Below are 23393 nucleotides of genomic sequence, written 5' to 3'. Positions count from 1 at the left end.
AAATGAGCGACGAAACTCTAGCACTTACGACAGAAAACGTTGAAAAGGTTCTCGATGAATTAAGACCATTTCTCATGGCTGATGGAGGAAATGTAGAGATAGCTGAAATAGATGGACCGATCGTCAAAGTTAGACTTCAGGGTGCTTGCGGAAGTTGCCCGAGCAGCACAATGACTCTAAAAATGGGTATTGAAAGAAAGCTAAGGGAAATGATCCCAGAGGTTAGCGAAGTAATACAAGTTTTATAAATTAACTTTCTAATTAACCTTTGTTATTTAATTTAGAGAACTTAATTCCCTTTTAATTGCAGATTTATAGTTAAGACAATCTAAAGGGAGTCCATTGTAAATTAGATAACCGATTGGAGCTATTAGACCAACTGTAAAAATAAGTTTAGATACCTCTAAACCAATGTTTCTTAGCAAAAAAGTTATTCCATATATACCTAAAAGATAAACATGCAGAATCAAAAATTCTTTAGTATTTTGAACAGGCCATCTAAAGATAGAACCTAAGAAAAACAAAACACCTTTCATCAATCTTATTTATAGTTGAATGATCATACATAATCTTTAATCATTTTCACTGATAAATATGTATCTAAAGATGAAAAGTGATGTATCAATTAATTTTTGAATTTTGATTTATTTAGAGAATATTCTTGTTTAAGTTTTCTCATTCTTCTGGCCCAAATCAGTGTCGCAATAACAACCCATAAAAAGAAGCCACCTAAAGCAAGAAGGCTAGCTGTGTAATTCATGATGCAACACTTTTAAAAAGTTAGAATGGAGTTTTTTGAAGCCAAAATATACCTATTACTATTGATAGTGCTCCTATTGATCGCATCAAGAAAGGATAAAACATTTTATTCGCTTTACTAGTTGCAAAAGATATACCTAAAACAACGCATCCCATTGCGAAGACTGATCCAAGTAAATATGAAAAAAGATAAGCCATCGCTCCAAACAAAGGCAATGCCAATGCAGGAATAACTGCAACCAAATGACTAGCTCCAGCAAACCCATGCAAAACCCCTAATCCAGTTGCAGCATGAGTATGACCTCTATGAAGATTATTTCCAAGTGAATGAAAATGAAAATGTTTATGGGGAGACTTTTCTTCTCCATGCATATGCTGATGCATATGAATGTTTGCTTTTAAAGAAGTCCTAATAGCTAGGAACCCCACAATCAAAAGGCTAATACCAACAAAAAACTCTGCATAAGAAGACATTAATTCAATATTTATAAAATCCTTAGCTAAAATTCCTAATATTGAAAGGATTAAAACCCCTGTTGAGTGTCCAACCCCCCATGCCAACCCATCAATTAAAGCTACTCGGGGTTTTCGAATAGAGTTAGGAGCCATAGCTACCATATGATCTGCTCCACTAACTACATGTACTGCCCCAGCGGCAAATCCAGTTAATACACTGATCAACATGAGATCATGTTAGGTGAATTTTTATTCATGAAATAGATATTTTCTTCATCAAAATGGGTCAATTCTCTAACTTCTTAATAACTAAATATTACATCTCAGTGGTTGAATTATCTTGATGAAAAAAATTTTATAAAAGATTTTAATGAAAATTAAATAAGTATTTCTTTTTTTTTAAGAAATTTGATCCTTTTGAAGTTTTCCGGACATCTCATAGGCCTCTGAACTTCCACCATGTCCATGAGCGATACCTAATTCATGCATTTTTGCGTGCTCATCAATAGTATCTCTGAGCTCCTTTGAGCCTGAACCGAATGTTGAATAAACTCCATAGGCTACTGAGCCAGCTAGTAAAACAACTATTCCTCCTATGAGCATCAATAATGTTGGATCAGTAGTTGAGGATTCCATTCGTATTAATCAAATTCAAATAATTCTACTGTATGAATAAAGACTTCGAGAGCTAAAGATGGAAACTACTTAAATTGTCCTATCATAATCCTTTTTTTCATTAATCAAAAAGTCAAAAGAATATATTTAACTAATGCTTAAATGATAAATATTTTAGAGATAAATTGATATCTAATTATATAAACCAATTTAATTCCTAGTTATAAGATTAGATTGTTTCATAATTAAAGTATTATTAGAGAGTAGAATTATAAGCTAAAAGCCCAAAAAACCCCAGTATCAAAAGGATGCTAGCAATCCTGCTAAAAGTTACAGGACCAAAATCAATTTTCATCTTTCGACTTAATTAGGACTTTCATCTTAATATAAAAAGCCACAAAAAGTGAAGCAGCTTAAATAGTAAGTAATGCAACAGTTCAACAGAAATATCATTTTCACTAATTTGCCCGATAGGAGCAAAATCTAATCACTATTAACTCTTTTGATTGTTAACTTCAAAATGATGCTCATAAGCATCAATCTCTTTCTCACTTTTTTTTATTTGCCCATCGAACATGACCACCCATTCTTGAGCTTTGATTTTTTGTTCTTTTTTGATATTCATAAACCAATTAAAAATTAAAAACCATCATACTTTAATGACGCGCTAAATGATTCAAAATTGCTCTAAAATATAATAAAAATGGTAGACGTTTAGGTTTATATAACTAGAAGATATAATTAAATTGGTAAGTTGGCAAAAAAAAGATATTCTTAATTACTAGACCAAAAGATAAAAGATATGTCACCAATATTGTTCAAAGACAATATGCCAGCTTTACAAAATAAAGACTATTTTAATTATGGAGGTCAAGGTCCACTCCCAACTCAATCATTAAATGCAATAACTTCGAGTTGGCAAACGATTCAAAACTTAGGTCCATTCACGAATAACGTTTGGCCATACATTACTAAAGAAGTCATAACTACGAAAAATCTTATAGCAGAGATTTGCGCTATTCATCCGAAGAGAATTGCCTTGACTGAAAATGTCACCTCCGGTTGTGTCTTACCTTTACTAGGCCTGCCATTTTCTAATGGTGATAATTTATTACTTAGCGATTGTGAACATCCTGGGATAGTCGCAGCATGTAAAGAATTAGCTCGTAAAAAGAATCTAACAATCGCCATACTTCCCGTATCAAAATTATGCAATGGTAACGGCAAGAAAGATGAGACGTATAAAGAAGTACTTAAATTGATAGATAAATATCTAAAAAAACATACAAAGCTCGTTGTTCTCTCACATCTCCTTTGGAATACAGGACAAATTATGCCAATTGAACTTATTTCCAAAAGACTTAAAGGGCATTCAAGCAACCCTTATTTATTAGTTGATGCTGCTCAAAGTTTTTGTCACATACCAATTAAAGGTGCTTGTGACCATGCGGACATATATGCGTTTACAGGACATAAATGGGCATATGGGCCTGAGGGACTGGGAGCTGTTGCTCTTTCAACAAGAGTTCTAGAAGAGTCAAGCCCAACATTAATTGGCTGGAAAAGCTTAAAAGCTGAAGAAGGCATATATGTCAACAATCAAACTCCTTTTCATTCTGATGGCAGACGTTTTGAGATAGCGACTTCTTGTGTCCCTCTTTTAGCTGGTCTGAGGAGCTCGCTAACAATGCTAAACAATGAAGGGCATGAGACTGAGCGCTTTTGTAAGATTAAAAGACTCAGCTCTATTCTTTGGGAAAAACTAAACCAAATCAAAAACATTGAACTTGTTTTAAACAGTCCTCCACCTGCAGGAATTATAAGTTTTACTATTAATGGAATCAACTCTCCTGAAGAGGTTGTCAACTATCTTGGTAAACAGAATTTATGGATAAGAGTTCTCGAAGATCCCAAATGGCTTCGTGCTTGTGTTCATGTCACAACAGATTTAAACGAGATCGATAATCTTGTTATTGGTCTGAAAAATGTCATCTCGACTAAGTAGTCTAAATAAAATTTGTTTTTAAAGATAATGCTTTTCTAGCTTGTTCACGATCGTCAAAATAAATTGTCTGATCTTTTAAAATTTGATAATCTTCATGACCTTTCCCTGCGATTAAAACAACATCGTTTTTCTTGGCTTTTGCTATGGCCAGTTTAATTGCCATGGATCTCTCTGGCTCAAAAGAAATTTCAGAATCAAAAGTCATACCTTTTTCAATATCTTTAATAATTTCATTTGGATCTTCCTGCCGAGGATTATCAGATGTCACAACCACAGAGTCTGCAAACTTAGTCGCAATCTCTCCCATCTTAGATCTTTTACCTTTATCTCTATTACCACCACAACCAAAGACACAAATTAATTTTTTTTTGGTCAATGATCTCGATGCAATTAAAGCATTTTGCAAGCCATCCGGGGTATGAGCATAATCTACTATTACTAGTGGATAGCCGTCTTTGACTTTAAATCCATTCATATTTATTAGTTGCATTCTCCCTGGCACTCCAGGAAACTTTTTCAACGCGGCCAAAAGAGCCTTCAAGGGCAATCCTCTTTGAACTAGAATTCCTACTGCTTGCAAGATATTCATTAAATTAAAATCGCCTATTAGTGGTGAAAAAAAGTTTTCCGCCCCAAAAGGCGTATGCAATTTTCCCGTATATCCATCTTGCATAATTTGAAGATTACTAATATATAAATCTGGTTTTTCTCCAGTTTGAGAGTTCCCTTTTAAGGAACATGTCCAACATTTTTGGTTTAGATCTTTTGCTAATAATGCGCCCCATTTATCATCTACATTAATTACAGACCTAGGGCCATCATCTTCTATCAAATGTGATCGGAATAAACTAGCTTTAGCCTCAAAATAAGATTCCATTGAATCGTGATAATCTAAATGGTCTCTTGAAAGATTTGTAAATATTGCCCCACTAAAATCACAACCAGCCACTCTATTCTGAGACAAAGCATGTGAACTTACTTCCATCGCTGCATATTCAACTCCTGCCCTAACTGCTTTACTAAGTTGTGCCTGCAAAGGGACAGCAAAAGTAGTTGTATATTTTGAAGTTTCCTCATGATTTGGCCATCGATTAATTAATGTTCCAAACAAGGCAGATGGATAGCCAAGCGAAGTAGTCAAAAATTCAATTAAAAATGATGTGGTCGTTTTACCGTTAGTACCAGTGACGCCTATCAAACAAATCTCACTAGATGGTTTACCCCAAAAATCTGCAGCTAATTTGCCCATAAATAGTGATACAGGATCCGGAATAATTACTACAGGATCTTCATTAGTTGGTGGATTTAAAAGAGAAGCATTTTTACTAATAATGGCCGCACAAGCACCTCTCTCAATTGCTTTTGCCCAATAGGTTCCTCCATCAACTTTTTCACCTTCTAAACCTAAGAACAAATCACCTTTTTTGATTTTTCTAGAATCACATGAAAGATTTTTTATTTCTGGATTCGCTAACCATGAAGGGACGTGAAAATCAATCGCTTTCAATAAAGTGTGTAGATAACGCGACAAAACAAACCTCTGACGATGAAAATCAATGAAGGATCATTTCAAGTATAAAAAGACCTGCATAATTTTCACCGCACAATAACTCTAATTACGATCTAGTAATTAAAAAGGATTTTGTTATTAAAAAAATAAATTATGTATTTCTCTTTGAATTCAATAAAGTTATTAAATAAAACAGGAATTGATTATTTTCTTAGGATGTTTTGTACAAAACATTCAAATTCTTTTGTATCCAAGATAAAAGCATGTCTTCCTTTAAACGTGGAGAGACCCGAGGTAATTCAATCTTTTTTAATAATCTAGTTGACTCAAGAACTATTACTGGAACCTCATTTGTATACTTCATTTGTATATCTAAAGATACTTTTTTGCTATCTATATCGACAATGGAAAGCACAATAGAAGGTTTTAAATTTCTTAGACATATATTAGACAATTTTTCTTCAAGTTTTTGACACAAACAGCACCCTTTACGTGAATATAAAACCAATACCTCTGAGTTCATTTTTCTGGAACTGGGTCACACCCACAAGGAGTAAAAGGATGACATTTGCTTAATCTTTTCAAAGTCAGCCAACCACCTCTCCAAGGACCATGCTTAGTAACGGCTTCTATCCCATAAGCACTGCAACTAGGGATAAATCGACAACTCGGTCCAAACAATGGCGAAATCCACTTCTGATAAAAGGAAATTAAACTAACAAAAACAAGTGCAATAGCTTTATTGATCTTTGTAAGCATCTTTAGATAGAATAATAGACTGGTGAATAAGGGACCAATGGATTAATTCCAGATTACCCTTACCAGTGAACATTTTCTAAATTAAACCCCTATGTCTAGATACCGCGGACCTCGTTTGAGGATCACGCGACGCTTGGGAGACCTACCTGGTCTCACCCGGAAGGCCGCAAAAAGGTCTCATCCCCCAGGTCAGCACGGCCAAGCCCGTCGCAAGCGCTCTGAATACGCGATCCGACTCGAAGAAAAGCAAAAACTTCGTTTCAACTATGGTATTTCTGAACGCCAGCTTGTTCGCTATGTAAAGAAAGCTCGTGCTCAGGAGGGTTCCACAGGAACAAATCTCTTAAAGCTTCTGGAGAATAGGCTTGATAATGTTTGTTTTAGACTTGGATTTGGACCTACCATCCCAGGTGCAAGACAGCTAGTAAACCATGGACATGTAACCGTTAATGGCAGAATAACTGACATTGCAAGTTATCAATGTAAGGCTGGAGATGTTATTGCTATTAGAGATAACAAAGCTAGTAAGCAATTGGCTCAAGCCAACTTAGAATTCCCAGGTCTTGCGAATGTTCCTCCACACCTTGAGCTTGATAAAACCAAACTCTCGGCCAAGATATCTGCAAAGACGGATAGGGAATGGGTTGCTATAGAAATTAATGAATTGCTAGTTGTTGAGTATTACTCAAGAAAAGTTTAGAACTAGTCTATTACTGGCTTTTCTTAACCTCAGTCCAACTTTAGTCAAACTCTTGCTACGCTGCTTTCAGTACGGCAAGAGTTTTTTTCATGCCGAATATTGCAGAGAAATCAAAAGTTTCCGAGGTAAAGGCGTTGTCTTGTCTTTCACAAGAGCTCCTGATGTTTTCTTATATCGTGAACTAATCCTAGGGACTAAGAAGTACAGATACAAAGTTATTGATGGAGCCAATACGTTAGAGGCTGCCATTGATAAGTCACTCGATGCATATAACGCATTAAGAAGCGAGATCTTAGAACATGCGCAAGAGGTAGCGATCAGAAAAGCTCAGCATGAAATCGAAAGCAATAGTTCAAGAAGACGCGCAAGAATGATTACCGAGAATATGGTTAGGTCAAAGAAAGTCAGTATTAGAAAGTGCCTCAATAACTTCCTTGATGAAGAGCAAAAAAAGTAGATGCTGATCTATTAAAAGAAAAATCTCTACAAAATAAAGCACAAGGTTTAAAATAGCTCGAGAAGTATCTCAGCTACAAAGGAATCGAGAAAACCCACCAAATAGATAACAACACTTTTCAAGAGTACATAACTTAGAGAAAAGCAAAAAAGTCGACTAGAAGAATTGAACTGATTTACTTTAAAGATTTTCTCATTGGCTACTGCAAACCAAGAGGATTATTAATCAACTCACTAGATGAAAAAAGATTAATGCCAAAGATAGTCATTAAAGAATCCGAAGTAGACGCCAACCCACCTCTCATAGAAGAAGGGAACTGGAATTTAGTAGTAATACTTTGAAGCAGATGATTAAAAACAGAGAGACAGGAAGAGGTCCCGCTAAGTATTCAGTAAAAGGTAAAGGTGTCTACTTCAATCAGTTGTTTTATCGATGGTGTTTAATTTGTAAAAACAGTGGCTTACGTCCAAACATTGAACTAAATAAGTTGAGATGGTGTGATATCAAAAGGGAGAACGTAGGACGATGGAGCAAGTCCAAAGGGAAAACAGAAGATAAATGGATTGCAATTATTTATATAAAAGATACTAAGACTGGGAAACAAAGAGCCCTACCCACTAATGGAGTGGATAGTCAACTACTTGAATGGAGGAAAGAACAAAAAGAGTACTTAAGTCGATACTATCCAGATCAAAAGATTAAAGATACAGATTTAATCTTTGGCAACCCAGCTAATGAGATGAAGCAATTTCCATACTCAATGTTCAATACAATATGGATAAGGATGATCGAACTATGTGGAGACGAATTGAAACCCTATGTCTTTAGCGATAGGAACTACACCCCATACAGCTTAAGAAGCACTTTCATTTGCAATTTGATTTTGCAAGGCAAGGATATTTATGACGTCGCTAAGCTTGCTGGTCATAGCATTACAGTCTGCGAAAGGTATTACGCAAAGCTAGATATGGGTAGGGAATCGAAGGCGCTAACAGAAATTGAATATGAAATCAAAGGACGAAAAAGGACTATTATAGGTAGCTATCTAGAGGATTAAAAAACGAACTCATGTGTTTTCCTTGTACTAAAACCTAGTCAAGAAGTAAGTTTTTTCCAGATACCCTCTGATTCTTTAATCAATTCAATCGCATCTTCTTTTCCAAGAGTCTTATGAACATCTCTCATTAGCTGTATATATCTCAGTCTTAGTTCTCCCATTTCTATTTCTCGATCTAATTCACTTAAAGAAGCCTTGTTCTTATATGGTGCATGAGAGAAATTAAGGGTGGCGTTGTGGTGACTCATTGTTCTAAATTTCAATAACTACTTAGCGAGAAGAGGAAGACTGGCTTCCGATAGAACAGTCTTCCTAACTCTAGTTGGTGCTGATCCCAACATTTAAATATTCTGGCTAAGTGATTTCACGATTGAGTTGATTGTCTAGTACGGTTTTCCTTGTTGAAATCTGGAACGTTTAGCGTTGCAGCTTTAAGTCCTTCTGGATAGGCATTCAAACAGGTAGTCCATTCACAGAATTCTTGGCTAACAGCGTAGCTGTCTTCATATCTCTTAAGGCTATCGAGATAAGAAACCCTCTGAGCCGCCCATGCAATAGTAATACGTTGGCTTATATTCATATATCTAGCTTATTTAAACCCTAAAAGGACTGTGGTTATAGCTTCTTAAATGAATATGGAGAAACCAACGAACAAAGAAAGACAACTCTTCAGAGATTCGATAGAGCTTCAACCTAGCTATCCACAGATAAACAATAAAGCTATAACTACCTTTTCAAAAGAAAATGTTCATGTTGTTACATTGAATACAATCTGGTTTCGGGTCTTGATAGATCCTTTTATCAGCCGACATTGATAGTTATGACCAAAAAACTCACCTACCGATACGCATTCACATTGTTGAAGATGAAGAAAGCTGAAGGCAGAAGTGAATATATTGATTTAGCGAAAGAAGCCAATCTTTTATGGCATCAAATAGTTAGTCAAAAGTCTAAAAATACACCTCGGATTGATTCTCGAACTTAGTTCTTAATTGCTCCATTAAGGCTCAAATTTTTAACACAAATTCCTGAAGCCTCATAACGTCTATTCATGGCCTCAAAAGCCCCCTCATAGGGTAGATACTTTACACACTCAGTTAAGTAGGTAGCCTAGGACAGCTACTTCTAGCCAATGGAATCCCTTCATTCGATTGAGGAAACAATGTCAGAAGTTATATGCCATGCCTTAAGAAGAACCGATCAGCTAAACACTGGAGATCAATTAGCAATTGGTCAAGAATATAGAGAATGGATTCAATGTATAAAGAATAGAGAACTGATCCCACAAGATATTCTCTTCATCAACCCCTCCACTTTTGGAAAGAAATTTCAATAGATAGACCGAGTCGTCACGTATATAGATAGAGGGTTAGCCCATCTATACATGGGAGAGAGGATGCGAATAGTGAAGTAAAAAAGGTAGTTATTCACTCAGGTAAAAACATCACCTGGTATAGCTTTAGGCATACATACATCACCATGCGTTTATCAGCTGGCGTTCCACTCCCAACAGTTGCAGCCAACACAGATACGAGCATGAAATATATCCAAGAGCATTACTTCCACTACAGAGCTGATGAGTCCACTGAGATCCTTGGTAAAGGTAGAAACATACGTCCTGCAGAAGAAAATTTAAGATGGATCGGATCTGTATGAGCGCTTCACTCTCATTAATTACTGATTCTCTAAATCCATCTCCCTGACTACGTTATGAGCGATCCCACCCGTATAAGGGAGAAGACAGAAAGCGCGCGCTCAACACCTCTGTCATACCAACAGATATTTCGATCACCACTGTTAAAGGGGAAAGATAGAATTTTCGATCCCTCATGTATAAAGAGGGAGATAGATTTTTGACCCGCCCCGTATAAGGGGGGAGAAAAGACAACTAAGACAACAATTACTTCTACTGATGTCCCCTTAATGGACATCCTGTGAGTACTTTCTTTTATCTCTCCCTACTAACTATTAACTCTTCAATCATGATGATCTCTATCGTCCCTGAATGACGATCTGGATCATCCCTATTGATACTTACCTAACAACTACTAATGAAAGAGAAGAAACAACAACCCACTACCTCAAAGAAATCAAGTCACAACACTCTTGATTGGGTAGAAAGACAGCTAATGGAAGTAAGAGCATTTGATATGGGTATATCAAGAGATAGAGTATCTAGTTGATCTATATAATAAACTCAGTTATCAGCGCCGTTGATTCGGAGTGACTACTGTTTACACCAATCCATTTTATGCCAGTCCATGGGATAATCCTGTCATAGGAACAGAAGACAGTGACAAAGTATATGGAAGCACAGAAGATGATGTCATTTACGGGAATGGAGGAAGCGACAAATTATACGGAGGGATGGGTCATGACACTATTTATGGAGGAGATGGTAATGACGAGATTGACGGAGATCGAGCTCTAGTCGATGAATGGGGTTACGACAGTGTCGCCGCAGGAGACGATATATTAATACCAGGGAACGGATCAGATACTGTCATTGGCGGCGATGGGGAAGATACTGTTATTTACGATGGAACCTACAATGATTATTTTTTCACCAATACCGGATCACGATTAGAAGTAGTCGATCAAAGAGCAGGTAAAAATAATTCAACTGATTACCTAACATCGGTTGAATTCTTAACTTTCACAGATAGAGAATCAGTTCCAATAAGTAGTATTACTAGCAGTGTGAGATCTATAACTGGTAGTGGTGATATTACAGGTAGCAATTATAAAGATATTATTCAAGGTAGTGATCTCAACGATACTATTAGCTCTTTAAATGACGATGACATTATTACACCAGGTAAGGGAGATGACGTTATAGATGGAGGGTATGGTACTGATGAAGTTATCTTCAACGGAAATTTTTCAGATTATAAAATAGAAGAAATTGGGATATACAATTACTTCAATTGGAAATGGAATGTAAAAGTTAGTCTCGAAATTACTGATCAAAGATTGAGTAACAATGAAGGAAAAAATACCCTAAAACATTCAGATTCTGCATACAACGGCAAGGGAATTGAATTATTAACCTTTAAGGACAGATCAAAAGTCAAAATCGATAATCTAGATATAAGTAGTGTCATACAACCTAGTTATATTAACGGTTATGGATGGAGTAGAGATATTTCAGGAACATCTAAAAATGACAAAATGTTTGGAACCGAAAGACATGAAACTTTCGATGGTAAAGAAGGTATAGATACAGTTCACTACAATAGTAAATTCCAAGATTATTCATTTATACGTGAAGACAATTCTTTAAAAATAATTGATGAACAAACAAATTATAAGAACTTAGGAGAAGATACACTGAAGAATATTGAATACATTCAATTCACAGATCAAACAGTAGACGAATCAAAAGTAGATATTGTTAAAACTTATAGCGGTAATTTTAGTGATTACAAGTTCTACAATAAAGGTAATGGCGTCTATCAAATCAAAACTGATTCTGGTTATGACGACATCACAGGTCTTCCATTATTAACCTTTACAGGAGAAGCGACAACAAGTTCATTTCGGGATATCAGCGCCATTGTTGATATCAAAGGAACATTTGATCAAGTCACTGGTTTAAATACAGACGATGCAAAGATGTTCCGTCTATATAACGCATCCTTTAAACGCCTTCCTGATGCTGATGGATTGAAGTATTGGATTGGAAAATATACTTCTGGTGAAAACGATGATCGAGCGGTTGCTTCCTCTTTCCTTGTATCTAATGAATTTAAAACACTTTATGGTGAGAATGTGACTGATACAACTTACGTCAATAATCTCTATCAAAATGTTCTAGGTCGATTACCCGATAGCAGTGGACTGAATTATTGGTTAGGTCAACTTAATAGCGGTACTGAAACTCGTTATGAAGTTCTTCTAGGGTTTGCCGAATCAGCAGAGAACAAAGCGCTCTTTACAGATATGACTGGGTTTGGATAACCACTAAGATATCCACCACAAATTTCTTCACTCTCATTATTCATAGAACCACCACTCATTTACCCCCATACGCCGCTTGAATTTAGCTATGCTTAAAGGAATCAAATCTATCACTTTGTATCAATCCAACTATGTGCGGATTATGTGTGAGCAAAGCGTGAGCATCTAAATAAGATACCCTCTAATCTCTTTTATACCAACAGATCACAGGTTACGTTGTATAATCGGCATTAATATAGACGTAAGAATATGACCGTATTTTGTAAATCAGAATTCATCTCAACAGTAGTCCTAACTCGCTTCTCTTAACAGAAATCTTATTTCCTTTAGGAGTTAAGAAAACCTTCTCCATTATTTTTCCATCCCTTACAACGATTTGTATTGTTTGTCCTGAGAATCTACCTCGTGTCCAATCAATATTTTCTTGAAAAGAGTTAGCTCCTTTTTTAGTAGACGCTTGAGAGAAGATAGATGTTTTACTTTTTGATTTTATTTTCCTTTCAACCGATGCTGTAGATTTTGCGATCAAATCATTAAGGCTTGTACGAACGAGTTCTATTTCAGGTACTTCTCTATGAAACCTTGAGGTTACCTTCCGATGGATTAGCTCATATTTCGATTCAAATTGTTTGGCAACTTGATGATATTTTGATTCAATTTTCTTTTGCTTATCCTTCAGATACGTGGCCACAGGCATCTTCAATGTCTTCTACTAAGCTTGTTTATCTTATATGTGAATACAAAACCAGATAATAAATACTTATAGAAACACTATTAAACATAAATCGCACCTCTAAAAAAAGTTAGCGCGATGAAGGTATTGAAAAAGAGAAACAAGTTTCTCTACTCGTATCAACTCATCTTTAGCTGTTCAGGCTCATAACAGGCAATATCTTGACATAAGCAATCCATAGGGGACTATCCATATAGACCAGTGTTTTATATGCTCAGAAAATTGAATGCACTCTTAATCGTAGGCATATCATTCTTCTATTTTCCAGCACATAGCAAAGACATATCAAAGGGCCAAGAGTTTCGATCTTCGAGTATGGAAGAAATCGCAGAAGAAATGGTTCATCTAAATGCAAGTTTAGAATCATTAACCACGACAGTTTCAAACCTATTTCCTAGAAAACGACTAGAATCAAGTCTTTGATAAAAGAGTCCAAACGATCAAAGAAACCATTGCAATAACTGACTAGCCGAAGCTTACGTAATTCAGTATTTTCCCATCTGTACTCTGATTGATGATCGTTCGGTATTCCGCTCTCGAACACTCAACACAATGATTAAAATTAATTTTTCTAAAAATCATGAACTCTGGTACTGAACGTTTTAATGGTTTAATGGCGATGATAGGTATCGTTGCTGGAATAGGCGCTTATGCAACAACTGGTCAATTCATCCCAGGTATTTTCTAGAAATAATTAAAGATAAAAAATCAATCAATAGACTTTAAAAATCTACTAACTGATTTTTTAATCAACCCATTATCTGAGTTACTAATCAAGAAATATTTTAGCCTTGATTAGTATCAGTATCTTTGGTATCTCCTGTTGCGGGCGCATTCATTCCGTCATAGTCGGGGCCAACCATAACTCCAACGATTGCAAATAAAGCAATAAAGGCAATTCCTACAATTGGAGCTGTGGGAGCTGGGGTTGATAACAAACCACCAAAAATCAAATGACTCATATCAGTAAAGTTGGGTATTATGTTTTAGCGACTTAACGTTCTGACTGTGATTCGTTTGGAAAGTTTTACTTTTTTATTTAACTTTTGTTCCTTTCATCTTCAGCTCATACATTCGATAATATTTAATTCTTCCCTGTTCAAATCTTGAGCATTTAGTTGGAATTGTTTTTTCTAGTGAAGTGTCAAACCCAAGGAGAATAGGAGTCAAACCAACCTAGACAAACGTTACAATAACTGACTGCTTATACCTAAGTCATATAGAACCTATCATCAACAATCACATAGATTGGGATGTTCACCTGTAGCACAATAGTGATCATGGAATGAAGTATTTTCACAAGTACGCTCCTCTGGAACCCCTGGACCCATCGTAAATCCTTTTGATAAGGATCCATATCCTCCTCCATGATTAGTGCATGCAGTTAGCAATGCCGCTAACGATAGAAAAAATAAATTACGCAATAGTGTCGAAGATCGTTCAAGCTATATAAACATCCCTTCAAACCTTCGACCACAAGTTAACTCATCGGCATAAATAAGTAGTCGGGAGCAACATAATTTACTCCAATTAGGATGACTGCTGTACTAGAAAGCCATAGTGTTGCTACTACTGGCGCGGTCTTAAACCACTTTGTACGAAAGATTTTAAACATTGTTCAAATATTTCTTAGATGCTAAGAGATCGACAATAGAAGCGAAGGTTCGGTTTTAAGTAGACGATCATGTCTTAATAGATCTCTTAAAAATACGTATTTAATTTCTCAAGTCAAAAAGCCTCTCCCTTGGAATAAAAGGAGAGGCTAAAGAAAGATTGTAAATTAACTCCTAGACAATTCCAGGAACAATCCAACCCGTGAATCCGTAGTTAATGACTGCAGCGAAGAAACCCATCATGGCTAAACGGCCATTCATTTGCTCTGCTGTTTTCCAGTAATTCGTTTCTTTATTCATCACACAAAACCTGGAATGATTTGACCTGTTGTGGCATAGGCACCGACAAGAGCGATGCAACCAAATAATGCTGCATAGCCGTTAAGTCTTTCTGCAGTTACCTTTTCAGGATCAATGTTTCTGTTGTTGTTGTTTTGAGTAGTCATTAAACGACACCTGGGATAAGTTGACCGGTTGTTAGGTAGATACCTGTTAGTAGAACGAAGGCCATCATGGCTGGTCTGCCGATGCTTCTTTCTAGAATTGTTTTGTTAGATGGTTGCATGATTAATTGTTTTAGAAGATTCCAGGAATGATTTGGTGGGTTATCGAGTAGGCGCCGAGTAGAGCGATCATGCCGAGCATTGCCCAGCGTCCATTCGTTTTCTCGGCGTCTTCTGGTTTGAACTTCTCAACTACGTTGACGTAGTTGCCAGATCCAGAAGGTGATTCAGAAGTCAAAAGATTCCAGGAATGATTTGACCAGTTGAGAAGTAAGAAACGAGAAGACTAAAAAAGCCAACCATCGCCCAACGACCATTTGTCTTTTCTGCTTCTTCTGGATAACTTGTGTAATCCTCGACAAGCTGTGGCTGTGTTTCACGGCCAAAGATGTTTTGCTTGCCGTACTCAGTGATTACCTGAGAAGAAGAAGAAGAAGAAGTCATTGCTGAAAATAATTTATGTAAAGAAATGTAAAGCATCAGCTTTCTAGGGTAAAGATTCGGTCCGGTACGGCTTCTTCTAATCCTTGATAGATATAAACCTCAAACACTAATGACAGCAACTAATTAGAGAGATTTTTATTCAATGATTAGATCCACTGATGATCCTGATAAGTATAAATAGCCCAAACACGAGTGTGTTTACCCATCCTTGATATTTTTTTTACGAGTTAGATTCCGTTTGTCAACAAATCACTTTTCATGCGTTCCGAACCTGATGATATACAAATACTTATCAGCAAGTACAGGACTATGGATATTGAAGAATTAGAAGCAAGTATCAACGACTGGGAAAGAAAGAATGATTGCTCTATTCAACAAGAAAACCTTGCTATTGCAAAAAACGAACTGGAAGTAAAATACAAAGAGAGACAAGAACAAATAGAACTTTTAACTAAATCTCTTACTTCTTCATCAAGAATAGGTAGATGGATTTCTAGTTTTAAAGTAGTTATCAATCAATTTGTAGATTTCAAGAATTAAAGCCATAAGGGTTTTTATGAAGTTAGGAAAAGATTGGTGATATTTACGGCATAACTCCTAATTCTGTTGATCAGTGGAGTAATGAAATACTTTTTTAGCTGTTTCCTTAGATAGAGTAAACATATAGTCTTCCCATTAGTCATAGTCGTGATTGCATAACGATCTTATAGCCTTATTCTTTAAACGATCTTCGTAATTATTGGCTTCGCGAAGAGAGTCAAACCTTGACCCATCAAAAGTTTCGTAGATAGTAATTTCTGTGACCACATTTTTAAATCACCTTTCTATATCTACAGACAAATAATAATTAAAGACAAGGGTTAGGTAAGACCTAAAAAGAAAAAATACCAAATAAAAATGATAGCATTTAAACCCAAGGCAACTGAAATTCCAATGTCTTAAATTTTTTTACTACATCATTTGAATCAGAATTTAATTTAATACCCGCAATAAGAGACTTTTCTTTTTGCTTTCACTTTATGAGAAAAAGCATCGTTAAGTAGACCTTTAACAAAAGAGATTATTTCCGTAACTAAATCCCCAATCCTTGTAACTTTGGGAAAGTCATTCCATCTCCATCATTATCGTCATCATCAAAACCAGAAATCAATACCCATATACCACCTAGGGCAAGCAAACCCGCTGAACAAATAACAATTAATTGGCTAAGCGTTATTAAGATTAAAATCAATTTCTAACTGAGTAGAAGTATTAGAAGGTGGTTCAACCCCCCAGAGCTCACCACGCTCACAGGCTTCGACAATTGATTCGTAAAAATCAGGGATGTAAATTGACATTTTTTTTAATTGATTCGATCTTCTATTAGTTTCTTTTCACAAACAATATCACCTTCAGCACAAACCACCTCGGCTTTGTTGGTAGATGAATTGCAGCCCATAGCACTAACAGGTAATGTACCAATCGTGGAGTAAAGAGTTGCAGATGAAAGAAGTAATATCGGAATTAATTTTTTCATTGATTTTTATCGAATATATATATGATCAGAGAATCAAATGAGTTTCGTGAGATTCAATCGTTCGGTTAACTATAAACATAAGATGATTACATAGTTCTTTTACCCATTGATTCCTTTCTGGATATAAAAGCTGTTTCGCATTTTCTAGGCTTGGAACTGCAAAATGATTAAATGTATTTAGTTCCTTTTCCTACTCATGTTTAGATAAGTAAGGCCAAGTGAAAATGATTCTAATTAATATTAGTTAAACTTGCTATGACTAACTAGTTTCTGCCGCAGACATTTGAAAAATTCAGGCAGAGCTAACTATTAACAGTATCCCAAACATTATTGCGTGATATGGCGTGAACATAGTTGATCAAAAAACTCTAAAAATAAGAAGCTATGAAGGTAGTGCGTTGTAGTAAAAGTACGACTTTTTATTAGGGGGTTCTACACATCTAGAAAACCTCTAAATGCACTAAAACATATAGATACAAGGGAGATTTTTATGAAATTGTTTACCCCTTTCAGCATCCCTAAACCAGAGATGACTGAGCTTTGCCGTATACAAAAAGCAGCAAAGAAAAAAGCAAACAATCATTTTAAATTGTTTTAGCTATCCACTTGAAATCACCTACTTTCTACCTCTCATTTTTTAGTCGCAGACCATTAGAAATGAGTTTGTTTTTTATTTATTGCGGAGCTTTAGCATGCTTCGTTAGCTCAATTGGTCACTACTAAAAAAATTCCAATGAACTCTTCTAATGATTTATTTCAAAAACCACTAGCGATGACTTTCGCTTTTGTTGTTTGCACTTTTTTAGCTGACTCTCTAATTGGTAACTTTGTATGAAAATTCCAACTATCAGCTTGAAAAGAACTCTTGAAGTAACAATGAATGATGCTTCAAAGAGACTAATAGAACTTGATGGGCTTGATAAAAAAGCTCTAACAGAAGAGTACAAAGAATGGATTCAAGCAAGTGAGGGGAGTAAAGACCAGCCACACGTTCTTTATGTCAACCAGATAAATACCGAAGAAATGTAGGTTTTAAACAAACAATAATCATGAATGCAGTATCAAAATTGATAGAAGTTCTTGAACATACCCCTAAATCAAATCAGATCGTAGAGCTCATAAAACTAGCTGAAAGCGAATCCTTTGTAGACATAACAAAACAAATTGAACTATTCACAGGTGTATGGGAACTTAGATGGAGTACTTCTAACTCACCTCTTTTAAATTATTCACCGCTATTAGATAACTTACAGATACTTGAGCCAAAGAGAAGTAGAGGACTAAATTTATTAAGACCAAAAGGTTTTGCCGGAAAGCTATTTTCTACTAACATTCTTGCTAGCTTAGAAATCATTGACCAGAAACGTATAAACGTTAGCTTAAAAAAAGCAGGAATAATAGGTCCAAAGTTACTAGGTAAAAAGATTAGTTTCCTATCAGAAATAAAAAAGACTCAAAAAGGTTGGCTAGATACAACTGTATTATCTCCCGACTTACGTATATGCAAAGGTTACAAGGGTACAACTTTTGCGTTGTTAAAAAGAAATGATTTATCACTTACTGATTTTTTTAATCCTTAGCCTTTGTCGTGTTAAGCGTAAAAATTTGTCGTACAAGCCTCAAATCAAAAAGCATGCAGATGCTTTAGAACATATCAGTCATCATTTATATCATTATGACTTCAATTCCTACTTATGATTTTCCATCATTTTCTCCAATCCTAGTTGTAGGTTTTTTAGGGATCGCTGTATCTCTTTACACACTTTATACAGTCAACAAAGCTTATTACAACTCACCTTTTCGAGGTGAAGCATGACTTATTTCCATAGAATCACTCTGGAAGAAGTATTAGAGGAAGACCTTTTTTTTGATTACAACGATTATTCAAATCTTCTAGAAGACTCTGATTGGGAACAAGCATAGTCTTCTAAAATAGATTACCAATCTTTTTGGGAGATCTCCTGAAGGAGAAGTTCTCAGCATTGGAACATGTAAATGTATTTTTCTTATGTAATAGCCTCTACTTATAACGTATATTTTGTTACTTAAATAATCAATTCAGGTTTTAAGTTATCTATAACAAAATACTCCGTCATGAACTCTGTTCTAACTAAAGCCACAAATTACAAGCTGAATAAAGGCTCTAAGATCGCTATTACGTTGGCATCATCAATATTCTTTCTAATCGGATTAGGTCAAACACCAATAATTAAGAGTTATCTTGAAAATGTTTTTTCATGCTCTAGTTCATAGTAAAAAACTAAAAGTACAAATTTACGAGAAGTCTCTCTAGGGGCATCAAGCCCCTTTTCTTATTCCTAAAGAAAATCAAAAATCGATCACTCACACTACTATTTTAATTACTCGATCATTTATGTAATGTGAAAGACAACCATGACATATTTCCATCGAATCGCTTTGGAAGAAGTCTTAGAAGAGTATATTTTCTTTGATTATCAAGTTATTCAAATCTTCTAAAAGACTCTGAGTGGTAAAAGTAACTTAAATTCTTAAAAAACCTATCAAAAAATTTTCAGTGCTTAGAAAACTTCTTAATAGATTTCACTTCTCGTTCTTCAAGTATTGAATAAGAGTTTGTAGTTCTTTAATTCGTAGTTCAGCAGCTTTAATTCTTTCTTGTATTGTCATTTCTTACCCCTGCATCATGTAAAGAAGAAACCCTGTAAATATGGTTAGCTTTCCAACAACAAAAAGAGGAATATGCTTTTTAACTTTTGATTCATTAAATCTTTCTTGAAATGAAGTCATAATTATGCAAGTACAGAAGAACCAATTTCGAAAGCCCCGGCCAATAAAAGGATTGCTGGCAGATTAAAAAGAAGCAACAGCTTAGTAGCAGTTATTTTTGTTATTGCGTGCATAGCTAATCGTTTTCTAGTTACTTATGTGAGGATGTAGTTAATATAGAAGTTAGTTCTTTTTTCTAATAGGTCGGTCGATGTAGGGCTAACCAGTTCGGGTTAATTTTACCTATTAGTTTATTTTATAAGTCAGTTAGAAAAATACTTGGGTTAGACAAATCTCGTAAGGGGCTTTTGCTAAATATCCTGAGCTCTTTAATCAATGATTAAACTCGCAGATTTTTTTTCAAGAAGATGAACTATTACTTTTGACCTTTCCAAACTAAGAAGAAGGATAAAGTTTTGAGACTCTCCTAGCTTGTCTTGCAAGTTCTCTTCGTTTGAATTTTTGATTTGTCATTCTGGTAAATACAAAGCCTGGAACGATCCATATTGATGCAATCAGGAAAGTCATCAAGACTTGATTATGAAAGATATTCTCAAATAAATTCATCGCGGATTAATTCAGCTTTTAGTTTTTGTTTAATGCTCGCTCCCAAATAAGATAATCGTGATAATGGGTTTGTACGGATAGCCAATCAGACTGATTTCGTGTGTATTGTGGGATCTGTGGAATAAATAGTCAAACTAGAGTCCAACTTAAATTTCTTTACAATCAACTGCTACAGCTAAAACCTTGTATTACTCAAGAGAGGTGTATTGCTCCACATAGCTTCTTCCTCATTAAATTTAATTATGTAGCCCCTTTTTTTAGGGGCTTTTTCATTTTTTTCTATAGCCTATAGAAAAACAACACAAAGGATATGGGATCAATAAAAAAAGGCCAGGAGTTCAGCACTGGGGTAAACACAAGAGTGATTCATCACAAAGAAAATTTTTCTGAAGAAACCGGATCAATAATGCCTCCAATCTTCCCAACCTCAACATTCGTTCATGGCAATGAGGGCGGATTTGACTACACTCGTTCAGGAAATCCAAATTTTCGGATTCTAGAATCAGTTTTGTCTGATTTGGAAGAATGTCAGTTCGCAAGTGTTTTTAGTTCTGGAGTCGCTGCAATTACAGCAATAGTGTCCACTCTCAAGGCTGGAGACTTAATCCTTTGTGAGGAGAACCTTTATGGATGTACGGTGAGATTATTTGAACAAGTTTTTAATCGTTTTGGATTAGAAACTCAATGGATAGACTTTACCAAGCCCAATGTTCAAGAAGCCATTTCAAATCACAAACCCGCGATGATTTGGATCGAAAGTCCTACTAACCCACTCCTTAAAATTATTGATATTGAAGAGATTTGTAATTTCTCAAATAAAATGCAAATACCTGTTGTTGTAGACAATACTTTTGCAACACCTCTATTACAAAGACCTCTTAAACTTGGAGCGACCTTATCTTTAACGAGCACGACCAAGTATATCAATGGTCACTCAGATGCACTTGGAGGTGCTGTATGTACCGAAAGCACCATCTGGAGAGACAAGCTAAATTTCGCCCAGAAAGCTCTTGGATTAAATCCTTCCCCCTTTGATTGCTGGCTTATTACACGAGGAATAAAAACTCTTCCACTTCGCCTAGAAAGGCAAGTTAACAATGCATCTAAAATAGCTAAACAATTAGCCGATAATCAAGCAGTAAAATACGTTCGATATCCTTTCAGGAATGATCATCCACAATGTAAATTAGCAAAAAGACAAATGGCTATGGGAGGAGCAATTGTTACTGCCACTATTGACGCAACCCAAGCTAAAACCTACTCATTTTGCAAAAGTCTTCATTACTTCAAAATGGCAGAAAGTCTAGGAGGGATTGAAAGTCTTGTTTGCCATCCAGCTACAATGACACATGCTTCTGTGTCTAAAGAAACAAAATTAAAAATTGGAATTACTGATTCACTTATTCGATTTTCGGTTGGATGTGAAGACATTGAAGACTTAATTGCTGATTTGAATCAAGCCTTAGGAACTATCTCTTGACTGAAAGAAATTTACTTACTGATCCTTGCTGGAGTGCCAAAGATTTAGGAGAGCCTCTACCGAGTAGGCCACATGCTGTATCTGTTGCCTTGCCTAGATGGGAAGATGTAATCGCATACGAAGAGAATGTTCCAGCTTGTGTAAATTCATTAAAAGCAATTTACCCTAGATTTGGATTTAATCCTTTTGTTGCTGAAATAGCTCGAAAATCACTTGAATTTCATGGCATATCGCAGAAAAGCAGTTGGCCTTACCCAAACAGCGCTTCTGCTTTAAGTGCCCAAGAATATTGTGTTCGAAAAGATTCAGATTGTTTTTCAAAAATAGAAGATTTTCTTGGCGTTTCGTGTCTAATTGTTGACCAAAGGAATACCTCTTTAGCAAAAGCATTCTGGCAACATACTGGTCTTGGATTGTCGTCACGTGAAGCGGCAATAGCCCTTGGAAAAGAGAAAAAACCACTCACTTCACATGGTCATGGCGCAAGAAAGGAAATTATAAAACGCTTAGCAAATTTATACAATTGCGATAAAAGTCTGATACGACTACATCGTTCAGGTATGGCTGCATTAACAACTATTCTTTCAGCGATATATTGTGTTAAAGGAACTTCTTCGACTCTTCAAATAGGCTTCCCATATGTTGATGTACTCAAGCTACCTCAGATCATTTTCCAAGGGAGTGATCTCATTGTACAAACAAAATTAAGTCGTATAAAAGAGGAGATCGACAAAAAGAATCCAGCTGCCTTAATAATAGAGATACCAAGCAACCCTTTATTGCAATGTGTTGACCTTATATCTGTTTCAAAATTAGCTAAAGATAAAAATATCCCTGTCATTGTTGACGATACAATCGGTTCATCTATAAATGTTCATCTAACTCCTTACGCAGATGTAATTTTTAGTTCTCTTACAAAAAGTTTTGCTGGAAGAGGGGATATTCTTGCTGGCAGTTCTGTCATCAGCCCATACTCTAAATGGAAAAAAGAATTAGCTGAGATAATCCCTAAAGTTGCATTATCTACACTATCTGATTCAGATGCCATTGAGCTGGAGTTAACTAGTAGAGACGTAAAGGATCGCTTAAAAAGATTAAATACATCTTGCTTAAAACTGAAAGAAAAATTAGAAACAAAAAAAGAAGTGTCAAAGGTTTTACATCCTCAACATTGTAAAAATTTTAATTCGCTATTAAAGAAAGGAGGCGGTTATGGATGTCTATTATCTTTTGAACTAAAAGGGGGGATTGAGGAATCAAAAAGAGTTTATGATTCATTAAGAGTAAACAAAGGGCCAAGTTTAGGTACAAATTTTACATTAGTTTGTCCATATGTTCAGTTGGCTCACTTTAAAGAATTGAAATGGGCTGAAAAATGTGGCGTCACAGAACACTTACTAAGAGTGTCAGCAGGACTAGAAAATGAAGATGAATTATGGTCAAGATTTAATTCAGTAATATAAAAAAATCACTAATAAAGATTATCTAAATAACCTATTACCGAAATTCTT

The 23393-nt window shown here is 35.6% G+C and carries 38 protein-coding genes; 16 read left to right on the top strand and 22 right to left on the bottom strand.

Annotation, left to right across the window (positions count from 1 at the left end; translation table 11 throughout):
• The first annotated feature begins 2 nt into the window (after positions 1-2).
• Positions 3-248, top strand: coding sequence for a NifU family protein (locus SIB53_RS06235; protein WP_011294385.1), 246 nt, complete (start codon positions 3-5; stop codon positions 246-248).
• Between the two features lie 27 nt (positions 249-275).
• Here SIB53_RS06235 and SIB53_RS06230 read toward each other — a convergent pair whose 3' ends face one another.
• From SIB53_RS06230 to SIB53_RS06210, 5 genes are all read right to left on the bottom strand, one after another.
• On the bottom strand, positions 276-536 hold the full coding sequence (locus tag SIB53_RS06230; RefSeq protein ID WP_413677402.1) for a hypothetical protein: 261 nt from the start codon (positions 534-536) through the stop codon (positions 276-278).
• A gap of 89 nt (positions 537-625) precedes the next feature.
• On the bottom strand, positions 626-760 hold the full coding sequence (locus SIB53_RS06225) for a hypothetical protein (RefSeq protein WP_413677401.1): 135 nt from the start codon (positions 758-760) through the stop codon (positions 626-628).
• Between the two features lie 20 nt (positions 761-780).
• A complete protein-coding gene (locus SIB53_RS06220; RefSeq protein WP_413677400.1) occupies positions 781-1443 on the bottom strand; it encodes a hydantoin utilization protein A in 663 nt (220 codons plus the stop codon).
• A gap of 171 nt (positions 1444-1614) precedes the next feature.
• Positions 1615-1851, bottom strand: coding sequence for a photosystem II reaction center protein PsbN (psbN, locus tag SIB53_RS06215; protein WP_413677399.1), 237 nt, complete (start codon positions 1849-1851; stop codon positions 1615-1617).
• 472 nt (positions 1852-2323) lie between these two features.
• Entirely contained in the window at positions 2324-2455 is a 132-nt protein-coding gene (locus SIB53_RS06210; RefSeq protein ID WP_413677398.1) for a hypothetical protein, read from the bottom strand.
• A gap of 177 nt (positions 2456-2632) precedes the next feature.
• On the opposite strand from SIB53_RS06210, the gene SIB53_RS06205 reads away from it, so the two are divergent.
• On the top strand, positions 2633-3835 hold the full coding sequence (locus tag SIB53_RS06205) for an aminotransferase class V-fold PLP-dependent enzyme (RefSeq protein ID WP_413677397.1): 1203 nt from the start codon (positions 2633-2635) through the stop codon (positions 3833-3835).
• 1 nt (position 3836) lies between these two features.
• Here SIB53_RS06205 and SIB53_RS06200 read toward each other — a convergent pair whose 3' ends face one another.
• From SIB53_RS06200 to yidD, 3 genes are all read right to left on the bottom strand, one after another.
• Entirely contained in the window at positions 3837-5366 is a 1530-nt protein-coding gene (locus SIB53_RS06200; RefSeq protein ID WP_413677396.1) for a UDP-N-acetylmuramoyl-L-alanyl-D-glutamate--2,6-diaminopimelate ligase, read from the bottom strand.
• A 190-nt stretch (positions 5367-5556) separates the two neighbouring features.
• The gene (locus SIB53_RS06195; RefSeq protein ID WP_413677395.1) at positions 5557-5868 is read right to left on the bottom strand and encodes a glutaredoxin family protein; all 312 of its coding nucleotides are present in this window, start codon (positions 5866-5868) and stop codon (positions 5557-5559) included.
• Positions 5865-6104 carry a membrane protein insertion efficiency factor YidD gene (yidD, locus tag SIB53_RS06190; RefSeq protein ID WP_413677394.1) on the bottom strand — a complete coding sequence of 80 codons (240 nt, stop codon included), beginning with the start codon at positions 6102-6104 and terminating at the stop codon, positions 5865-5867. The genes SIB53_RS06195 and yidD overlap by 4 nt, the downstream gene beginning before the upstream one ends.
• 91 nt (positions 6105-6195) lie before the next feature.
• Between yidD and rpsD the strand changes: the two genes are divergently transcribed.
• The 3 genes from rpsD to SIB53_RS06175 all read left to right on the top strand — a co-directional run bounded on the left by rpsD (position 6196) and on the right by SIB53_RS06175 (position 8318).
• Entirely contained in the window at positions 6196-6804 is a 609-nt protein-coding gene (gene rpsD, locus SIB53_RS06185; RefSeq protein ID WP_413677393.1) for a 30S ribosomal protein S4, read from the top strand.
• 139 nt (positions 6805-6943) lie between these two features.
• The gene (locus SIB53_RS06180) at positions 6944-7261 is read left to right on the top strand and encodes a hypothetical protein (RefSeq protein ID WP_413677392.1); all 318 of its coding nucleotides are present in this window, start codon (positions 6944-6946) and stop codon (positions 7259-7261) included.
• Between the two features lie 346 nt (positions 7262-7607).
• Positions 7608-8318: a tyrosine-type recombinase/integrase gene (locus SIB53_RS06175; protein WP_413677391.1), complete on the top strand. Its 711-nt coding sequence runs from the start codon at positions 7608-7610 to the stop codon at positions 8316-8318.
• 38 nt (positions 8319-8356) lie between these two features.
• On the opposite strand, the gene SIB53_RS06170 is transcribed toward SIB53_RS06175, so the two are convergent.
• Positions 8357-8566 (bottom strand): hypothetical protein, encoded by a 210-nt coding sequence (locus SIB53_RS06170; protein ID WP_413677390.1) that lies wholly within the window; start codon positions 8564-8566, stop codon positions 8357-8359.
• 116 nt (positions 8567-8682) lie between these two features.
• Complete coding sequence (locus SIB53_RS06165) at positions 8683-8898, bottom strand: hypothetical protein (RefSeq protein WP_413677389.1); 216 nt, start codon at positions 8896-8898, stop codon at positions 8683-8685.
• Positions 8899-9450: 552 nt separating this feature from the next.
• Between SIB53_RS06165 and SIB53_RS06160 the strand changes: the two genes are divergently transcribed.
• The 4 genes from SIB53_RS06160 to SIB53_RS06145 all read left to right on the top strand — a co-directional run bounded on the left by SIB53_RS06160 (position 9451) and on the right by SIB53_RS06145 (position 12278).
• Positions 9451-9654 (top strand): hypothetical protein, encoded by a 204-nt coding sequence (locus tag SIB53_RS06160; protein WP_413677388.1) that lies wholly within the window; start codon positions 9451-9453, stop codon positions 9652-9654.
• A 143-nt stretch (positions 9655-9797) separates the two neighbouring features.
• Positions 9798-9974 (top strand): hypothetical protein, encoded by a 177-nt coding sequence (locus SIB53_RS06155; RefSeq protein ID WP_413677387.1) that lies wholly within the window; start codon positions 9798-9800, stop codon positions 9972-9974.
• A 395-nt stretch (positions 9975-10369) separates the two neighbouring features.
• Positions 10370-10501 carry a hypothetical protein gene (locus SIB53_RS06150; protein WP_413677386.1) on the top strand — a complete coding sequence of 44 codons (132 nt, stop codon included), beginning with the start codon at positions 10370-10372 and terminating at the stop codon, positions 10499-10501.
• A gap of 40 nt (positions 10502-10541) precedes the next feature.
• Positions 10542-12278 (top strand): DUF4214 domain-containing protein, encoded by a 1737-nt coding sequence (locus SIB53_RS06145; protein WP_413677385.1) that lies wholly within the window; start codon positions 10542-10544, stop codon positions 12276-12278.
• A gap of 274 nt (positions 12279-12552) precedes the next feature.
• Here the strand turns inward: SIB53_RS06145 and SIB53_RS06140 are convergent, their stop codons facing one another.
• A complete protein-coding gene (locus SIB53_RS06140; protein WP_413677384.1) occupies positions 12553-12975 on the bottom strand; it encodes a hypothetical protein in 423 nt (140 codons plus the stop codon).
• 616 nt (positions 12976-13591) lie between these two features.
• Here SIB53_RS06140 and SIB53_RS06135 point away from each other — a divergent pair.
• Entirely contained in the window at positions 13592-13699 is a 108-nt protein-coding gene (locus SIB53_RS06135) for a high light inducible protein (RefSeq protein WP_413677383.1), read from the top strand.
• 97 nt (positions 13700-13796) lie between these two features.
• Here SIB53_RS06135 and SIB53_RS06130 read toward each other — a convergent pair whose 3' ends face one another.
• The 7 genes from SIB53_RS06130 to SIB53_RS06100 form a co-directional block, all read right to left on the bottom strand.
• Positions 13797-13973, bottom strand: a complete 177-nt coding sequence (locus tag SIB53_RS06130; protein WP_413677382.1) for a hypothetical protein — start codon at positions 13971-13973, stop codon at positions 13797-13799.
• A gap of 270 nt (positions 13974-14243) precedes the next feature.
• Positions 14244-14435 carry a hypothetical protein gene (locus SIB53_RS06125; protein WP_413677381.1) on the bottom strand — a complete coding sequence of 64 codons (192 nt, stop codon included), beginning with the start codon at positions 14433-14435 and terminating at the stop codon, positions 14244-14246.
• 56 nt (positions 14436-14491) lie between these two features.
• Positions 14492-14626, bottom strand: coding sequence for a Photosystem I reaction center subunit IX (locus tag SIB53_RS06120; protein ID WP_269604623.1), 135 nt, complete (start codon positions 14624-14626; stop codon positions 14492-14494).
• 172 nt (positions 14627-14798) lie between these two features.
• A complete protein-coding gene (locus SIB53_RS06115) occupies positions 14799-14924 on the bottom strand; it encodes a chlorophyll a/b-binding protein (RefSeq protein ID WP_269604622.1) in 126 nt (41 codons plus the stop codon).
• Positions 14924-15070 (bottom strand): high light inducible protein, encoded by a 147-nt coding sequence (locus tag SIB53_RS06110; protein ID WP_269604620.1) that lies wholly within the window; start codon positions 15068-15070, stop codon positions 14924-14926. The genes SIB53_RS06115 and SIB53_RS06110 overlap by 1 nt, the downstream gene beginning before the upstream one ends.
• Positions 15070-15189: a high light inducible protein gene (locus SIB53_RS06105; RefSeq protein WP_011294968.1), complete on the bottom strand. Its 120-nt coding sequence runs from the start codon at positions 15187-15189 to the stop codon at positions 15070-15072. The genes SIB53_RS06110 and SIB53_RS06105 overlap by 1 nt, the downstream gene beginning before the upstream one ends.
• A 172-nt stretch (positions 15190-15361) precedes the next feature.
• Positions 15362-15571: a high light inducible protein gene (locus SIB53_RS06100; RefSeq protein ID WP_413679128.1), complete on the bottom strand. Its 210-nt coding sequence runs from the start codon at positions 15569-15571 to the stop codon at positions 15362-15364.
• Between the two features lie 258 nt (positions 15572-15829).
• On the opposite strand from SIB53_RS06100, the gene SIB53_RS06095 reads away from it, so the two are divergent.
• Complete coding sequence (locus SIB53_RS06095) at positions 15830-16111, top strand: hypothetical protein (protein ID WP_413677380.1); 282 nt, start codon at positions 15830-15832, stop codon at positions 16109-16111.
• Positions 16112-16643: 532 nt separating this feature from the next.
• Here the strand turns inward: SIB53_RS06095 and SIB53_RS06090 are convergent.
• The 3 genes from SIB53_RS06090 to SIB53_RS06080 are packed head-to-tail and all read right to left on the bottom strand — an operon-like array spanning position 16644 to position 17087.
• Positions 16644-16802, bottom strand: coding sequence for a hypothetical protein (locus SIB53_RS06090; RefSeq protein ID WP_413677379.1), 159 nt, complete (start codon positions 16800-16802; stop codon positions 16644-16646).
• Positions 16777-16908: a hypothetical protein gene (locus SIB53_RS06085; protein WP_413677378.1), complete on the bottom strand. Its 132-nt coding sequence runs from the start codon at positions 16906-16908 to the stop codon at positions 16777-16779. The genes SIB53_RS06090 and SIB53_RS06085 overlap by 26 nt, the downstream gene beginning before the upstream one ends.
• A 5-nt stretch (positions 16909-16913) precedes the next feature.
• Positions 16914-17087 carry a hypothetical protein gene (locus SIB53_RS06080; RefSeq protein WP_413677377.1) on the bottom strand — a complete coding sequence of 58 codons (174 nt, stop codon included), beginning with the start codon at positions 17085-17087 and terminating at the stop codon, positions 16914-16916.
• 831 nt (positions 17088-17918) lie between these two features.
• Between SIB53_RS06080 and SIB53_RS06075 the strand changes: the two genes are divergently transcribed.
• The 3 genes from SIB53_RS06075 to SIB53_RS06065 all read left to right on the top strand — a co-directional run bounded on the left by SIB53_RS06075 (position 17919) and on the right by SIB53_RS06065 (position 18903).
• Positions 17919-18116, top strand: a complete 198-nt coding sequence (locus tag SIB53_RS06075; RefSeq protein WP_413677376.1) for a hypothetical protein — start codon at positions 17919-17921, stop codon at positions 18114-18116.
• Between the two features lie 20 nt (positions 18117-18136).
• Entirely contained in the window at positions 18137-18667 is a 531-nt protein-coding gene (locus SIB53_RS06070) for a PAP/fibrillin family protein (RefSeq protein WP_413677375.1), read from the top strand.
• 95 nt (positions 18668-18762) lie between these two features.
• Positions 18763-18903 (top strand): hypothetical protein, encoded by a 141-nt coding sequence (locus SIB53_RS06065; RefSeq protein WP_269604600.1) that lies wholly within the window; start codon positions 18763-18765, stop codon positions 18901-18903.
• Between the two features lie 1328 nt (positions 18904-20231).
• Here the strand turns inward: SIB53_RS06065 and SIB53_RS06060 are convergent.
• On the bottom strand, positions 20232-20363 hold the full coding sequence (locus SIB53_RS06060; protein WP_413677374.1) for a hypothetical protein: 132 nt from the start codon (positions 20361-20363) through the stop codon (positions 20232-20234).
• Positions 20364-20712: 349 nt separating this feature from the next.
• On the opposite strand from SIB53_RS06060, the gene SIB53_RS06055 reads away from it, so the two are divergent.
• Positions 20713-21882 (top strand): trans-sulfuration enzyme family protein, encoded by a 1170-nt coding sequence (locus tag SIB53_RS06055; protein WP_413677373.1) that lies wholly within the window; start codon positions 20713-20715, stop codon positions 21880-21882.
• The gene (locus SIB53_RS06050; protein ID WP_413677372.1) at positions 21879-23345 is read left to right on the top strand and encodes a PLP-dependent transferase; all 1467 of its coding nucleotides are present in this window, start codon (positions 21879-21881) and stop codon (positions 23343-23345) included. The genes SIB53_RS06055 and SIB53_RS06050 overlap by 4 nt, the downstream gene beginning before the upstream one ends.
• Positions 23346-23393 lie beyond the last annotated feature (48 nt).

Source organism: Prochlorococcus sp. MIT 0916 (assembly GCF_047305155.1).
GTDB lineage: Bacteria > Cyanobacteriota > Cyanobacteriia > PCC-6307 > Cyanobiaceae > Prochlorococcus_B.
Note: the sequence above shows the minus strand (reverse complement) of the source record. Positions and strands in the feature narration are given on the sequence as shown.